Raw genomic sequence first — 14,365 nt, forward strand, 5'->3', positions numbered from 1 at the left:
ATGCGGGGAATCTCTGATCGGGGCGTAGTGAAGACGGGGCGTTCGAAACTCGGCCGATGGGTCGCACTGGGCGTCGCGGCGGTGATAGCCGTGGCAGCGGCGGCTTACGCCTGTGTGGAGCGGCGTTACACGGCGAATGTTCAGCGGGGCGCGTTTGAAGGCGCTGTGACGGTCTATCCGTACAACTTTACTCGCTATGACGTGGCTTATTCCACGACAACAGGTCTTCGTATGATCGTCGACGCGAATGCCGCCGCGGGTACCGAAGCCCAGACATTTGGATATAAGCCGGAGTCGCCAGATGCGCCTTTGAATGTGCTGTGGCGCTATGCGTCGGGTCCGGATTCCACGCCTGAGGGTGTGTATCCGTTTCAGGTGACGTTGCCGCAACCTAGGCGCCCCTCTGGACAGGTGGTTCTGGAGTTGCGTTTCTATCCGGACGGAAAAGTCGCGGCGCGTTATGCCACGACGCCACTTGGACTTGCGTCTGGCAACGTAGATCCTGAACTCCCTGGGAACGATTGGGTGTCGAATCGATGATCACGTCAGATGCCCGGATAGAGATAAACCTTGATGTAGCGGGTCATCGGAAAGTTCGATCCGTAGGAGACGGTTTTGCGTGAATTCGTCATGTGGTCCACCGACATGTTCCTGTACGCCGCAAAAGCCCTGGGTTTTGCGCTGCCCCTACTCTATCTCCTCGGGATCGCAGCCCATGTGCGGCCAAACCGTTTCGGAGCCTTGGGATCCGCGGCGTCGCGCAAGTGGTTTGCCGTGGCCATGGTAGCCGTCTGGGCGTTTGCGGCCGTGGCTGCTCTGCTCGCCTACTACGTCGCCCGGAACTATGACCGCGGGTATGGGTATTTCCTGTTCTTTCTTCCCTACTATCTGGGACCGGCGCTGATTTTGTCCGTGATCGGCCTGTGGGTCCGGTACCGGTTGTGCAAGGGGGTAAAGGACAATGCCTGATGTGCCGCTAAAATCCCCCGATGCTTCCGCCTCAAGTCCTCGTCGCCCTTATCGTCCTGATGCTCGCCGTCGTCATCCCGCTGTTTGCGGTGACGATCCAGCTAAGCCGTTTCATCCATTGGTCCTTCTGGGCCGACAAGACCACGCGCGGCGAGCGGCCGCATTTCACGGGGCCGGTGCTGGCGCTGATCTTCAGCACCCTGGCCGCCAGCGATTTCGTGGGCTATGAACCTTTTCTGACGATCTCGGCGATGAATCCGGTGCCGATCGAGGCCAGGGCTTACTTCACCGTTGCGATGCTGGCGCTGGCCGTCTGGTGCTGGGCCTATGGGCGGTCGATCCGGGACCGGGTGCTGCGCATGATCGGGGCCCGCGCCTCTTAGCGGCCGCCAGGGTGGACGCATGATGTCGATCTACGGTCTTCTTGCGTTGGGCGCCCTGACATTGGCCATCTGCCTGCCGTTCGCCGCGACGGCGGTACAGCTGATCCGTCTGCTGTGGTTCATTACGGGCGACAAGGAGACGCGCGGCGCGCGTCCGCGCTTTACGGGGCTGGTCCTGGCGATGTTTTTCAGTTCGCTTGCGGCTACCGAACTGCTGTCCGTGGAACCCTTCCCGACCTTGTCCCACCTTAATCCAGTGCCGCAGGAGCACCGGGTTGAATTCATGATCGCGATGCTGGCGCTGGCCCTGGCGGGCTGGATATGGGGCGGCGCGATCTGGAAGCGCCGGCTTGGCGGCTGAGGCGGCCGCTGCAAGCAGGGCGCTTACTGGGCCGCCTGCACTTCGATCTTCACCGTATTCGAGCGCACGCCGTTCGATTCGATATACACCTCGTAGACCGCCGGATCCTTGGGCAGCTGCACCTGCGCTGCAAGGTCGGTGCTGAACTGCGTGCCGACGCTGATGCCCGGGCTGATGGGAATGCCCTTGGGCGGACGCGAGCCGGGGATCTCGTCCACTTCCATGCCGGGGCGCTTGCGCGGCTTGTATTCGTAGGCCACGCCTTCATAGACCGCCTTGGTCTGCGTATTGACGGCGACGAAGCGCGGCAGCTTCTGGTTCTGCGATACGGGGATGATGCCTTGCGCGCAGACCGGAATGACCAGCGCGCCGGAAGCCTGCGGGCGCACGCGCGCCGGCGCGGCGATGTTGAGCTGGTCGTCGCTGCCATGGTTGGGCGGAATGCAGGCGTGGTCGCGCACCGTGCCGATGGGGGCGGTGGCGAACGAAGGCGGGTCGATCCAGTCGGTGTTCATCGTGGTCTTCTGGGGATGAGGGGTGGGGCGCGCGGCGCTGGCGGCGCCAGGCGCGGCCATGGCGAGCGCGGCCGCGAGCAGCAGGGCCAGCGCCGGCGCCAGGCGGCGCCGCGCGTCAGAACGAGGGCCAGCCATTGGACATGTCCGTCTTGCGTACGGCCTGGGCGCAGCTGGCGCAGAAGCGGATGCTGACGCAATCGCCGCCGAACATGACGCAGGAACCCACGTGGCTGGGATCGGCCTGGCTGACGGGCAGGCCGAAGTGGCAGTGGTTGCCGAACTGGGAATAGAAATACGGCCCCTTGTCGAGTTTGGACGAGTCCATGTCGGCTTCGTCCGGATGGGCCCGCGCCCACTCGGGGCCGCTGGGCGTCATGCCGATCAGGTGGCCGATCTCGTGCACCAGCGTCTGCTGCAGATAATCCAGCGTGTTGGGCTCCCAGGGGCTCATCGCCGCCACGCCAAGCAGGTTGGTGCCAGGGAACGCCACGCCGCCTGCGGAGCTTTCCAGCAACCGGACCTTCAGGATGATCTTGCCCGAGGTCGGCACGGGCACCAGGCCCGCCATGCGGATGTTCAGGCTGTCGCAGGCCTTGGGATTCGCTGGGTCGTAAGGCACCGGGGTCATGCGATCCTTGGGGATGGGGACCTGCCTGATGCCGGCCGCAGGGTCGGTGTACTCGAACAGGCATTCGACGTACCAGTCCACGCCAGGCTCGATGTGATACCACAGGAAGCTGAGGGTGCCGTCGGCGTTGACGAACTGCACCTGCTTGTCGGCCGCGCCGGGACCGGCCGAGGCTTGCACGTAAATGGGCTGGACGGGCAGCATCGTGGCCAGCCGGTCGATGTGGCAGACGACGAGCGTATAGGGCTCGTGGTCCGGGCCCTGCGACCCGGGGTAGACGGACGCAGCCAGCCGGCGCAGGCGTTCATAGCCGTCGTCCGTGAACACGTCCATGTTGGCGTCGCCGCGCGTGCTGACCGGCGGCAATTGCACCACGTCCACGCCATGCCGCGCGTATTCCGTCGCGGTCGGCTGGAAGCCGTGGCGGCGCGCCAGCGTCTCGGGGCCGGGCAGCATGATCTCCTGGAGATACAGCCGCCTTGCGGTCTCGACTTGCTCCGTGGAGATGATCTGGTTCTTGTCGTTCACCACCTCGAACATATAGGTGTTCAGGCCCGCGGCCGGCAGGGTGATGTTGTCGACCACCTTGGTGCCGTCGGCGTCGGTCACGTAGCTGTAGGAGCGCTGGTTGGGCTCGCGGTACAGCGGTTGGCGGCTTTGCTCGCGCGCGGAGTACACCGCATTGCCCGGACGCGGGCTGACCTTGACGCTGAAGCGATGCTGGCCGGCCTTGTTGAAGCGCACGCGGATCCTGGGCTTGTTGGTCTGGCGGTCCAGGCTGTCCAGCGCCTGGCCATCGTTCCAGACCTCGTCCTCTTCCTTCAGGTTGACGTACTGGAGCTTGGCGCCGCTTCTGGCCCGGTAGGCGGACGGCGTGGGCGCGCCGGCATCTGGCGTCCCAGCCGCCGCGGAGCCGCCCGCGTCCTGGCCGCCAGGCGCGCCCGCGGGCCTCGCCACAGGGCCGGGCAGGCCGACGCCGGCCATTTCCATGACCCGCTTGGCCATCGCGGGATAGGGCGAGTTGGCCACCGCGGGTATGTTCATGATCGCCTCCGCCACCTTGGGCAGCGTGACGTTGGATATCGTGGGCGATTGCAGGATGGCGCCGACCACGGACGGAATCGCGGAGTCGGTCAGGCCCGGCGTGCTGAGTATCGCGCCCGCGACCGCGGGCAGATTGCCCTGGTTGACGTCCGGCATGGTCAGCAGCGAATTCACCGCCGAGCTCAGCGCGGCGGGGCGGCCGCCCATGGCGCCCATCGCCTGGGTCATGACCGGGCCGATGGCGGACCCCACGCCGCCGCTGCCGTCGGCGGTCAGGCTGGATGCCTGCGAGGCCACGTCTGACGCTTGCGATGCCATGCCGCCGGCCTTGGACACGGCGCCCGCCGCGTCAGTCAGCGCCTGGGGCATGGATACCGCGCCGGCCAGCGCGTCGCCAGCGCCCTGTGCCATGTTCATGGTGGAGAGGCCGCCATCCATCAGTGACGGCGTTGCCATGCTGGCCAAGGATTGCGTGGCGCCGGTCGCCAGTGAAGGCGTGGCGCCGCCAGTCAGCGACGGAGCCACATTCTGCATGGCGGTCTTCGCCATGCCGCCGGCCTTGGACATGGCGCCCGACATCAGCTCCGAGCCCGCCTTGCCCGCTGCCTGCATGGTCTTGCCGGCCATCGCGCCCAATTCCTGGACGGGCTTGAGCGCTTCGCCGGCCATGCTCTTGGCCTGGTCCAGCATGCCGGACGCGCCATCGGCCGCCGCGGACAGACTCTTGGATACGGCAGTCGCGCCGCTGGCAAGCGCCGCGCCCGCGCTGCCCAGCAGGGAGCCTTGCGATCCAGCGGCCGCGGCTGCCGTGGGGGTTGCAGTCGCGGGAGCCGCGGCCACGGCGCCCGTCGCGCCAGCCGCATTCAACGCCTGGCCGGAGCCGGCTTGCGCCTGTAGCTTGGCCTTGGGCCGGTGCACCAGTTCGGCAGTGACCAGCATGGGATCGCCCACTTGCGAGGACGGCAGCGCCGGCAGCGCGGCCGCGTCGCTGGCAGGCCCGATCAGGTTGTGGGATGCGCCCTTGACCGAGAACATCCCCGGCCCCTTGAACACGATGTCGCCGCCATTCATGACGATGCTGGCGCCAGCGGCCTGCAGGGTGATGCTTTGGTTCGCCAGGATCTCGATGCTGTCGGTGGTGGAGGTGACGGTGATGTCCTGGCCGGCCAGCATCTCCAGCATGTCGGTATGCGCGTGGATCGACACCGGCGATTCGGCCGCGACGGCGCGGATGCCGCCGTCCTGCACGAACAGGCTGGTGGAGCGGCCGGAGGCCGTGGCAAAGGTCTGGCGCGCGGCCACGTGGCCGTCGGCTTGCGCCGTGACGTGCAGGTTTTCGCTGGCGTGCAGGATGGCCGAGGCGGGCGTGGCGAAGTTCAGTGAGGACGGCGCGTCGATCAGCATGCGGGCGCCGTCGATGCGCTCCACTGCGTCCGTGCCGGTGCGCTCGCCGCCGCTGGCCTTGATCGCCTGCTGGCCGCCTACGCTGCCCGGATAGCGGCCGTCGCCCTTGGGGTCGATGGCGCGGGTCAGCGCATCGTATTGGCTGGTGGCCGCGAGCGCGCGCGCCTGGCGCTGCGTGCCGGCGGTATCCAGGCGCTGCGCCGCATTCTGCGCGCCGCGCAGCAGCGCCAGCGCTTCCTGCGAGTCGGCCTGGGTAGAGCGTGCATCCTTGCGTGCGTTGGCGGACAGCAGCATGCCTTGCCCGGAGCGCACCACGGTCCAGGCGTCCGAACGCAGTTCGAAGCCGGTGCCGCGCCATGCGCCGCGATTGGATTCATCCGCGCCCTGTTCGACCAGATAGCCCAGGCCCAGCTGCGTGGCGCCGATGGAGCTCGACAGGCGCGTGCGCATCTGCCGGGGCGTGTCGTCGAACAGCCATTGGCTGTGGCCCTCGCCGTCCAGGCCCTTGCTGTGCCAGCCGCTGAGCCTGCCGGGATGATTGGCGTCGGCGTCCTCTCCGGCGGACCAGGGCGGCAGGTCGGCGTCGTTGTACAGCTGCGCCGAGGCCACGGGCTGGTCGATGTCGCCGTCCAGGAACTCGACCAGGACCTCGGTGCCTTTGCGCGGCAGATGGTGCGCGCCCCAGTTGGGGCCGGCCTGCGCGCCTGCGACGCGCAGCCAGGTGCCGGAACTGTCGTCGCCCGGGGCATTGCCGGTGTCGTCGCCATGGCTGCGGTGCGCCAGGCCGCCCGGCAGCGGACGCGCGCCGCGCTGCCAGGGGAATTGCACCTTGATGCGTAGATCGCGGCCCGAGGAAATGGGCGCGTCCCGCGCGGCCACCACCACGGCCGCCAGGCCTTCGGGCGCAGTGGGCTTGGCGCGCCAGCCGGGCGCAAGCGGCGCGGCCGCGGGCAGGGCGCCGAAGGTATTGCGGTATGAGCCGTGTTCCAGATCGGAATCGCCCAGCGCCTGGGCAGCCTGGCTGCCCAGGTTGTTGGCGGCTTCGTGTTCGACGTGCAGCAGCGTGTAGCGGTTGCCGCCCATCTCGTCGACGGCCTGGCCAGAGCCCGCGGCGTAGCGGCTGTGCTGCGTCAGCGTGAAGTCATGGCCGGGCATCATCTGGCGGGCCGTGCCGCCGCCGTCAAAGCGCACCATGCGGGCTTCGTGCGCCTGCAGGCTGCGCGCGGCCGCCAGTTCCGCGCTGTCGCCGTCGGCATGGCGGCCGTGGCCGTCGTAGTCGTAGTCTTCAAGGCGGGGCACCGCGCCGGCTGCGACGTCGGACTGCGCATGCGCTGCGTGCGCGAGCAGCTTGCGATCGTCCCAGGCCAGGCGCGTCACGGCGTTGGGCCGTACCGCGCGGGACGCGCCGAAGCGCGTGATGCTGTCCTCGGTTTCGGTGGCGTCGCTGCGGTGAAAGTGCAGCGCGGCATCGGGGCAGGCCGGCCGCGCCGCGCGCGTGTCGAACACGACCAGCCGGTGCCGCGCGCCGCCCGAGGCCTCGTCTTGTTGTTCGCCCTGCTGGTGGTCGAAGCGGAAGCTCAAGCCGGCTTCGGCCAGCAGGCGTAGCACGAAGGCCAGGTCGGTTTCGCGGTACTGCGTGCGCAGCGCGCGCGGAGCGGGCGGTTCGGCGATGTCGAACGAGTAGGCCGCCTGCGGATAGTCGGCGAAGATCTCGCTCAGGATGTCGGTGACCGACTTGTCCTGGTACAGAAAGCTGTCGCGGCGCAGGCCCAGGGCCGCCAGCCAGGGCGCGGCGTGCAGCCGGTAGCGCGCCAGGCCGCCGTCCGCGCCCAGCGCGTCCACGCCTTCCACCACCGCATGCCATTGGCGCCTGTTGCCGTCGGCCAGCAGCAGGCTGACGCTGATCTCGCGGCCCAGCAGGGCTTGCACATCCAGTTCGGCGGAGGACGCCAGGCAGTCCAGCGTCAGGGCAAACAGTTCGGAGACGCCTTCGCGCAGATTCATGCGCTCTACCGCGAGCGCCGCATCCAGGGGCGTGCGCACCTGCAGCATGCGGGCGTTCTGGGAGAGGGCGGCTACATCCAGGCTGCTGAACCCGGCGGGCGCTTGGGAACGGTCGGTCATGGTGCTGAGGGGCGGCCTGAGGCCGTCAGGGTAGCGAGATGGTCAGGTGCGCGGCGCGCGGGCCGATCTTGACGATGTCATGGTACGGAGCCATGGCGGTCTGCATGTCGCGGTTAAGGAAGTGGCTCATGCCCAGATAGGCCAGCAGCCCCAGCAGCGCGAACAACGCGCCGATGCTCCACAGCGGCACGTCGCGCTTGAGCGTGTGGGCGATCTTGTCGGGCAGGGGCCAGTGCGGCGCGAAGCCCGCGCGCTTGCCGCGCAGCAGCGTGATTTCATCGCCCAGCCGCGCCGTGAGATAGCCCAGCTTTTCCTGGCCCTCGATCATGTACTTGCCCTGGAAACCCAGCAGCAGGCACATATAGAACACTTCCAGCGATTGCAGGCGCGGCGCGCCCTGCGCGCGCAGGTCTTCCAGGCGCGCAAAGAAGTTCTCGCCGGCGAGCTGCTCGCCGAACAGGGTCAGTTGCAGCGGCTGCAGCATCCAGGCATCGCGGATGGAAAAGCCGGAGTTCAGCACGGTCTCGTCCACCGCGGCGCAGAACGCGTATTTGGTGGCGTAGACGTCCTCGGCCGGGATGTCCATCTTCTTCGCGCTGCGCTCGAAGTCCGCCAGGAACTGCTGCACGCGCGCCGAGAACGAGGCGGCGTCGACGGGCTCTTGGCCGCTTTTCAGCAGGAACAGCATCAGGAAGCCGTCGTACAGCAGGTCCAGCAGGGACTTCGCGGGGCGCGAGCCATAGAAATCTGCGGCTCGGGGAGGGAGCGAGGCTCCGGGCATCAGGGTGGGCGCGGCGGCGGTCATGGGCAGGCTCTAGCGGGTGACGGCGATGAGGTCCAGTTTCAGGTCGGGTATGCCCGAGGGGGCATAGATGGCGATGCTGCGCGCCTGCAGCATGCGGTCGTACAGCGAGCCGCGGGTCTGCAGGGTGAAGTAGCAGGCGCCCGGCTTGACGGGCACGGCGGGCGGAACCTGCGGCGTGTAGACGAGCTGCACGCCAGGCATGGCAGAGAGCACCAGCTTTTCCACGTCGTCGGGCGCGCCGACCTTGAAGCGCAGCGGCACGGTCTCGGCCAGTTCGCTGGCTGGCGTGGCGGCGGACACCGACAGGTAGAGCGCGGTGGTTTCGTCGAGCTTGCCGGAATCCAGCCGGCCGACGTGGAACGAGGGGCGCAGCTCTTCCAGCACGATGGAGAAGTACCGGGTGGAGATGACGGTGTCGAGCAGGTCGCGCAGGATCTCGTCCAACTGCGCGAAGGCCGCGCCCGGCGCGTCGTGCTGATAGGCCGGCAGGTCCGCCAGCGTATGCACCTTGGAGAACGTCATGAGCGCGCCGGCCAGCCGCAGCATTTCCTGGAACAGGCGCTCGGGATGCAGCTGCGGGTTGTGGAACAGGTGCGAGAGCGCCGAATAGGCTTCGTTGCAGGTGTGCAGCAGCCAGAACGAGGCCACGTCGCCCGAACGGAACTCGATGATGTTCTTGTTCGGTTCGCGATGGAATCCATAGAGCGCGTTGACCTTGGCCTGCAGGGCGTCCAGCAGCCGGCGCAGCTGCTCGAACAGCGCGCTGCACGCCTGCACCGTGACGCTGGGGGCAACGAAACTGGTGTCCAGTTCGTAGCCGGCGCTGGCGGTGCGGCGCACGCGCGCTACAGGAATGGTCAGCAGCGCGTCGCGCGGCTCGTGCTCCGACAGCAGGCGCACGTTCTTGCGCAGGAAGGCAAGCTCGGCCGTGCTGGCGTTGGTATAGAGATCGGGCGCGGGGCTGTCCTGGTGCGCATAGCGCGCATCGAAACCCTGTTCCTGGCGCGTGTCGCGATAGTTGCCGCCGATGTCCTTCATCGGATGCAGCGCCAGGTAGAACACCGCCGTGCTGGCGCCGTCCAGTCCGTCCAGCGCGACCGCGGGCGGCAGGTCGTCGTTATGGGGGGCGCTGTAGATCTCGCCGTCGGGGAAGATCGCGGATAGCTCGGTGGCGCGCAGCATGCCGTTGGCAAGCGCCGCGGCGTCGAAGCGCGCCGCGCGCAGGCCCCATGCGTAGGGATGCAGCGCGCGGCTCATTTCCGCGAGGCGGGCCTCGTGGTAGGCGTCTTGGCGTTGGAAATGCTGGGGCCGCAGAAACAGCCCCTCTCCCCACAGTATCTTCGCTGAATGGCTCACGTTTGCTGGCTCTTGCTTCTTATATGGATAGGGCGTGCATGACTGCGGCGAGACGTGGTCGGCGAGACGCGGTCGGCTAGACGCAGTTGGCTCGCGTTCAGTTCGGGCATTGCACCGAGCCGAGGCGGGCCGGGTCGAAGCCGGGCACGCCCGGCGGCAACACTATTTGTCCGGTGACCACGGTCATCGCGCAGGCATGGGCGCCCATGACGATGCCGCTGTCCTCGGCGGTCTTTACTTCGAAAACGTATTTCCAGCGCTGCGGCGCGGGCGCGTAGAACAAGCCCGCGACAGCGATGTAGGCAGCGGTTTTCGGCACTTTTTCCAGGTGCTCGTAGCGCTGTCCCGGCGTCAGTGTGACTTCGCGTGCAGCGATGATGCTGTCACCCAACGCCGCCTTTTCGGCGTCAGTATCAACCAATTGCGTGAGCGGTGCGCGCTGAAATGCCTCGGCATTCTTCAAATAGTATATTTTCGTAACCACAGCCATGGGCTGGCCGCTACTCGCATTCAAATTTTCTCCTGCGTGTATCGCCAGTTTCACATCCACAGGCGCATTCGGGTCCTTCTTCAGGCCCGTCATATCCATCACGCCGCCAGTCATTCCAGCCACCGCTCCAATCGCTGAAACCGCTGCGCAACCGCTGATTACGGGGCTTGCCGCGATGATGGCCGCCGCTGCCATGCACCGAGAAAAATAGAGATGTTTTGACATGGCTCTTTATACCGGAAGCCTGCGACAACATACAGATCACGGCACGATGAGCGAAGTTTGGCGTGGAGTTACATGAAGTAATGCACTGTAGTGCTGCGCTAACAAAAGGTTGTTGAAATACGCGGCCTTGGTTACACCCTCCTACATACCAAAAATATGCACATATCCCGGGTTCTCCTCATCGGCGCAATGATGGCCTTCCTCGCGGGCTGCGCCACGTCCCCCAAGCCGCAGACCGACGCCGAATACAAGCAGTCGATGACGCACGCCACGCAGACCTTGGCTGCCAAGGGCAATGATCAGGCGGTCGCCGAGTTCCAGGAAATCGCTTTGCTCAATCCCGCACGCGGTGAACCGTGGTCTTACATCGCGAAGATCCGCTTCGACGAGCAGAAGTATGGCGAGGCCATCGTGGCGGCCGACGAAGCGCTGAACCGCGACCCCGAAGACTTCACCGCCAAGACCGTGCGCGCGGTGGGCGGCCTGCGCGTGGCCATGCAGTCGCTGGCCGACCTGCGCGCCAATGCGCTGCTCGCCGGCAACGCCCGTACCGATGCGGTGGCGCTGGCCGCCGCCATGCGTGAAACCCTGGGCCAGGACGTGCTGTTCCCCGAGGGCTACAAGCCGCCGCGCCCGCGCCAGCCGCGGCGCAACGACGCGCAGGGCGCGGCCGCGCAGCAAGCCAAGCCCGCCGCCAACACGGCAGCGACGCAGGCTGCGACGCCCGCAACGCCCGCTGCAAACCCCGCGGCGAACGCTGCGACGGCTCCTGCCGCCACGCCGGCCACGGCCCCCGCGGCTTCCGGCGCCGCGCCGGCCGGCCGCGCGCCGGATCCGTTCGGCAACCTCCTCAAACCCTGATCGGGCCCACGGCCTCTTCACAATGCACTTCGCTTGGAGCCCCCATGGCTAAGAAAGAAAGCGTTCAGAAAAGACTCCAGAAAGTACGTCCGCCGCGCGTGCAGCTGACCTATGACGTCGAGAAGGGCGACGCGATCGAGCAGAAGGAACTGCCGTTTGTCGTGGGCGTGGTCGGCGACTTCAGCGCGCAGTCCGAAGCCGAGCTGCCGCGCCTGAAGGACCGCAAGTTCGTCAACATCGACGTCGACAACTTCGACGACGTGATGCGTGGCCTGGAGCCGCGCGCAGCCTACCGCGTGAAGAACCGCCTGACCGACGAAGGCGGCACCTTCGGCGTGGATCTCAAGTTCCGCTCGGTTGAAGACTTCCGTCCCGAAGCCGTGGTGCAGCAGATCGAGCCGCTCAAGGAACTCCTGGACATCCGCACCAAGCTGGCCGACCTGCGCAACAAGCTGGCGGGCAACGACAAGCTGGAAGACCTGTTGGGCGAAGTGCTCAGCAGCACGGAAAAACTGCAGCAACTGACCAGCGAAGCCGGCAAGAACGGCAAGGGAGGCAGCAATGAGTAATTCCGCCGCCGCGCAGAACGTATCCGCGCCCGCCGCCGAGGCCGACTCGGGCCTGCTGGACCAGATCGTCGAACAGAGCCGCGTGGCCAAGTCCACGGCGGAACACGACCGCGCCAAGGACCTCATCGGCGAGCTGGCCCGCGAAGTCATGAAGGGCACCGTCGTGGTCTCGGACAACCTGTCCGCGATGCTAGACGCCCGCGTGGCCGAGCTGGACCGCCTGATCTCGGCCCAGCTGAGCGAAGTGATGCATGGCGCCGAGTTCCAGAAGCTGGAAAGCACCTGGCGCGGCCTGCATTACCTGTGCCAGGAGAGCAACACCGGCCCGATGCTGAAGATCAAGGTGCTCAACGTCACCAAACGCGATCTGGTGCGCGACTTCCAGACCGCCATCGACTTCGACCAGAGCCTGATGTTCAAGAAGGTCTACGAGGAAGAGTTCGGCACGTTTGGCGGCTCGCCGTTCGGCGCGCTGCTGGGCAACTTCGAGATCACGCGCCAACCCGAGGACATGTACTTCATCGAGCAGATGTCGCACGTGGCCGCGGCCTCGCACGCGCCTTTCATCGCGTCGGCCTCGCCCGAATTGCTGGGCCTGGACAGCTTTGCCGACCTGGGCCGTCCGCGCGACCTGGCCAAGGTGTTCGACACCGTGGAATACACCAAGTGGCGCAGCTTCCGCGATTCGGAAGATTCGCGTTACGTGGGCCTGACCATGCCGCGCTTCCTGGGCCGCCTGCCCTATGACCCGAAGGAAGGCACCTCGGTGGAAGGCTTCAACTTCGTCGAGGAAGTGGACGGCACCGACCATGCCAAGTACCTGTGGTGCAACGCCGCCTGGGCCTTTGGCGCGCGCCTGACCGCGGCCTTTGCCGACTTCGGCTGGTGCGCGGCGATCCGCGGCGTGGAAGGCGGCGGCCTGGTCGAAAACCTGCCGACCCACACCTTCAAGACCGACGACGGCGAAATCGCCCTGAAGTGCCCGACGGAAATCGCCATCACCGACCGGCGCGAAAAGGAACTGAGCGACCTCGGCCTGATCCCGCTGGTGCATTGCAAGAACTCGGACTACGCCGCGTTCTTCGGCGCGCAATCGGTGCAAAAGGCCAAGAAGTACAACACCGACAGCGCCAACGCCAACGCGGTGCTGTCGGCGCAGCTGCAGTACATCTTTTCGGTATCGCGCGTGGCGCACTACCTGAAAGCCATGATGCGAGACAAGATCGGCAGCTTTGCCTCCGCGCAATCTGTCGAGAGCTTCCTGAACCGCTGGGTCTCGCAGTACGTGCTGCTGGACGACAACGCGAGCCAGGAGCAGAAGGCGCAGTTCCCCTTGCGGGAAGCATCGGTGCAGGTTGCCGAGGTGCCGGGACGTCCCGGCGTGTTCCGGGCCGTGGCGTTTTTGCGGCCTCATTTTCAGCTCGATGAGCTTTCGATTTCGTTGCGCCTGGTTGCGGAACTCCCGGCCCAAGCCCAGAAATCGTGACCACCGTCGGATTCGACGATTTTTAACCAGAGAGGCTATTAATGAAGGACATCTACGTCAAATTCGGCAACCCCGCGCTCAAGGGCGAGTCGCAGGACAAGGACCATCCGGACTGGATCGAAGTCGGATCGTGGCGCCATGAAATCATCCAGCCGCGTTCGGCTACCGCCTCCACCTCCGGTGGCCACACCGCCGAACGCACCGAACATGGCGAGATGGTCTTCACCAAGGACCTGGACGTGGTCAGCCCGCTGCTGTACCAGCACGCATCCGGCGGCACGACGTTCGACGAAGTGACCATCGATTTCCTGCGCGCCGACGGCGAAGGCAACCGCGTCAAGTACCTGGAAATCAAGCTCAAGTACGTGATCATCTCGCGCGTGGCGCCGGAAGTCGTCAGCGAAGGCCTGCCGCACGAGTCGTTCTCGCTGAAGTACGCCGCCGTGCAGTGGAAGTACACGCAGCAGAAGGTGGGCGGCAACCAGGGCGGGAATGCCCAGGGCGCGTGGAGCCTCACCAAGAACGACAAGACGTACTCGGTCTGAACCTGACCGCATGAACGGCAAAGGCTCCCGGCTGGTCCGGCGCCTTTGCTCAATGAGGCCGCGATGAAGGGATTCGAACCCAGCCTGTTCGACAAGTTGTTCGACGGCGACGGGCAGACACCGCATGCGTTGCGACGCCTGTCGGTGGAAGAAATCAAGGAAACGGTCGCGCGCGACATCGAGGCCCTGCTCAACACGCGCATGGTCTTCACCGAAGACTCGCTCAAGCGTTTTCCGAACTGCCAGCGGTCCATCCTGACCTACGGTTTGTCGGATTTTTCCGGCCTGAGCCTGGCCAGTCACTACGACCGCGAGTTCATCTGCCGGTCGCTGGAGCAGGCGATCGCCCGCCATGAGCCGCGCCTGACGCACGTGCGGGTGTTGCTGCAGGTGGACAGCCGCGCGACCTCGGTGCTGTATTTCGCGATTACCGCGATGCTGGACGTGGGGCCTGCGCATGAGCCGGTCACGTTCGACGCGACGCTGCAGCCGTCCACCTTGCAGTACTCGGTAAGCAAGGGTCGGGCCAAGGCCGCGGCGGCCGCCTGATAACAAACCATGCACGCGGGCGCCGGCGGCACGCCGCCGGCGAAGAAGGGA

14 protein-coding genes are annotated in these 14,365 nt (G+C 66.3%); 9 read left to right on the forward strand and 5 right to left on the reverse strand.

The features are described from left to right. From IAG39_RS04045 to IAG39_RS04060, 4 genes are all read left to right on the forward strand, one after another. Positions 1 to 540, forward strand: a complete 540-nt coding sequence (locus IAG39_RS04045) for a hypothetical protein (protein ID WP_124260421.1) — start codon at positions 1 to 3, stop codon at positions 538 to 540. 75 nt (positions 541 to 615) lie between these two features. Continuing rightward, a complete protein-coding gene (locus IAG39_RS04050; RefSeq protein ID WP_124260422.1) occupies positions 616 to 969 on the forward strand; it encodes a hypothetical protein in 354 nt (117 codons plus the stop codon). Between the two features lie 20 nt (positions 970 to 989). Beyond that, positions 990 to 1,352 (forward strand): hypothetical protein, encoded by a 363-nt coding sequence (locus IAG39_RS04055; protein WP_118935048.1) that lies wholly within the window; start codon positions 990 to 992, stop codon positions 1,350 to 1,352. Between the two features lie 19 nt (positions 1,353 to 1,371). Then, positions 1,372 to 1,713 (forward strand): hypothetical protein, encoded by a 342-nt coding sequence (locus tag IAG39_RS04060; protein ID WP_118935050.1) that lies wholly within the window; start codon positions 1,372 to 1,374, stop codon positions 1,711 to 1,713. Between the two features lie 23 nt (positions 1,714 to 1,736). Here the strand turns inward: IAG39_RS04060 and IAG39_RS04065 are convergent, their stop codons facing one another. The 5 genes from IAG39_RS04065 to tssJ form a co-directional block, all read right to left on the reverse strand. Next, on the reverse strand, positions 1,737 to 2,363 hold the full coding sequence (locus IAG39_RS04065) for a hypothetical protein (RefSeq protein WP_187774080.1): 627 nt from the start codon (positions 2,361 to 2,363) through the stop codon (positions 1,737 to 1,739). Then, positions 2,344 to 7,428: a type VI secretion system tip protein TssI/VgrG gene (gene tssI, locus IAG39_RS04070; protein ID WP_165867981.1), complete on the reverse strand. Its 5,085-nt coding sequence runs from the start codon at positions 7,426 to 7,428 to the stop codon at positions 2,344 to 2,346. The genes IAG39_RS04065 and tssI overlap by 20 nt, the downstream gene beginning before the upstream one ends. A gap of 25 nt (positions 7,429 to 7,453) precedes the next feature. Next, positions 7,454 to 8,209, reverse strand: a complete 756-nt coding sequence (gene icmH / locus IAG39_RS04075; protein ID WP_223283522.1) for a type IVB secretion system protein IcmH/DotU — start codon at positions 8,207 to 8,209, stop codon at positions 7,454 to 7,456. Between the two features lie 33 nt (positions 8,210 to 8,242). Further along, positions 8,243 to 9,589: a type VI secretion system baseplate subunit TssK gene (tssK, locus tag IAG39_RS04080; RefSeq protein WP_059371262.1), complete on the reverse strand. Its 1,347-nt coding sequence runs from the start codon at positions 9,587 to 9,589 to the stop codon at positions 8,243 to 8,245. A 97-nt stretch (positions 9,590 to 9,686) separates the two neighbouring features. Beyond that, on the reverse strand, positions 9,687 to 10,304 hold the full coding sequence (gene tssJ, locus IAG39_RS04085) for a type VI secretion system lipoprotein TssJ (RefSeq protein WP_223283521.1): 618 nt from the start codon (positions 10,302 to 10,304) through the stop codon (positions 9,687 to 9,689). A 189-nt stretch (positions 10,305 to 10,493) separates the two neighbouring features. Between tssJ and IAG39_RS04090 the strand changes: the two genes are divergently transcribed. The 5 genes from IAG39_RS04090 to tssE all read left to right on the forward strand — a co-directional run bounded on the left by IAG39_RS04090 (position 10,494) and on the right by tssE (position 14,314). Next, positions 10,494 to 11,165, forward strand: a complete 672-nt coding sequence (locus IAG39_RS04090) for a hypothetical protein (protein WP_059371263.1) — start codon at positions 10,494 to 10,496, stop codon at positions 11,163 to 11,165. Positions 11,166 to 11,209: 44 nt separating this feature from the next. Beyond that, entirely contained in the window at positions 11,210 to 11,734 is a 525-nt protein-coding gene (gene tssB, locus IAG39_RS04095) for a type VI secretion system contractile sheath small subunit (protein ID WP_013396290.1), read from the forward strand. Next, positions 11,727 to 13,220 (forward strand): type VI secretion system contractile sheath large subunit, encoded by a 1,494-nt coding sequence (tssC, locus tag IAG39_RS04100; RefSeq protein ID WP_059371264.1) that lies wholly within the window; start codon positions 11,727 to 11,729, stop codon positions 13,218 to 13,220. Before tssB ends, tssC begins: the two co-directional genes overlap by 8 nt. Before the next feature lie 41 nt (positions 13,221 to 13,261). Further along, the gene (locus IAG39_RS04105) at positions 13,262 to 13,765 is read left to right on the forward strand and encodes an Hcp family type VI secretion system effector (protein WP_006395404.1); all 504 of its coding nucleotides are present in this window, start codon (positions 13,262 to 13,264) and stop codon (positions 13,763 to 13,765) included. Positions 13,766 to 13,828: 63 nt separating this feature from the next. Continuing rightward, complete coding sequence (tssE, locus tag IAG39_RS04110; protein ID WP_054452040.1) at positions 13,829 to 14,314, forward strand: type VI secretion system baseplate subunit TssE; 486 nt, start codon at positions 13,829 to 13,831, stop codon at positions 14,312 to 14,314. Positions 14,315 to 14,365 lie beyond the last annotated feature (51 nt).

The organism is Achromobacter xylosoxidans (assembly GCF_014490035.1).
Classification (GTDB): domain Bacteria; phylum Pseudomonadota; class Gammaproteobacteria; order Burkholderiales; family Burkholderiaceae_B; genus Achromobacter; species Achromobacter bronchisepticus_A.

Bases quoted from the DNA above. Each gene is read 5' to 3' on its own strand.
- IAG39_RS04045 (WP_124260421.1), top strand. From the start codon at position 1: ATGCGGGGAATCTCTGATCGGGGCGTAGTGAAGACGGGGCGTTCGAAA.
- IAG39_RS04055 (WP_118935048.1), top strand. From the start codon at position 990: ATGCTTCCGCCTCAAGTCCTCGTCGCCCTTATCGTCCTGATGCTCGCC.
- IAG39_RS04060 (WP_118935050.1), top strand. From the start codon at position 1,372: ATGATGTCGATCTACGGTCTTCTTGCGTTGGGCGCCCTGACATTGGCC.
- IAG39_RS04065 (WP_187774080.1), bottom strand. From the start codon at position 2,363: ATGGCTGGCCCTCGTTCTGACGCGCGGCGCCGCCTGGCGCCGGCGCTG.
- tssI (WP_165867981.1), bottom strand. From the start codon at position 7,428: ATGACCGACCGTTCCCAAGCGCCCGCCGGGTTCAGCAGCCTGGATGTA.
- icmH (WP_223283522.1), bottom strand. From the start codon at position 8,209: ATGCCCGGAGCCTCGCTCCCTCCCCGAGCCGCAGATTTCTATGGCTCG.
- tssJ (WP_223283521.1), bottom strand. From the start codon at position 10,304: ATGTCAAAACATCTCTATTTTTCTCGGTGCATGGCAGCGGCGGCCATC.
- IAG39_RS04090 (WP_059371263.1), top strand. From the start codon at position 10,494: ATGATGGCCTTCCTCGCGGGCTGCGCCACGTCCCCCAAGCCGCAGACC.
- tssB (WP_013396290.1), top strand. From the start codon at position 11,210: ATGGCTAAGAAAGAAAGCGTTCAGAAAAGACTCCAGAAAGTACGTCCG.
- tssC (WP_059371264.1), top strand. From the start codon at position 11,727: ATGAGTAATTCCGCCGCCGCGCAGAACGTATCCGCGCCCGCCGCCGAG.
- IAG39_RS04105 (WP_006395404.1), top strand. From the start codon at position 13,262: ATGAAGGACATCTACGTCAAATTCGGCAACCCCGCGCTCAAGGGCGAG.
- tssE (WP_054452040.1), top strand. From the start codon at position 13,829: ATGAAGGGATTCGAACCCAGCCTGTTCGACAAGTTGTTCGACGGCGAC.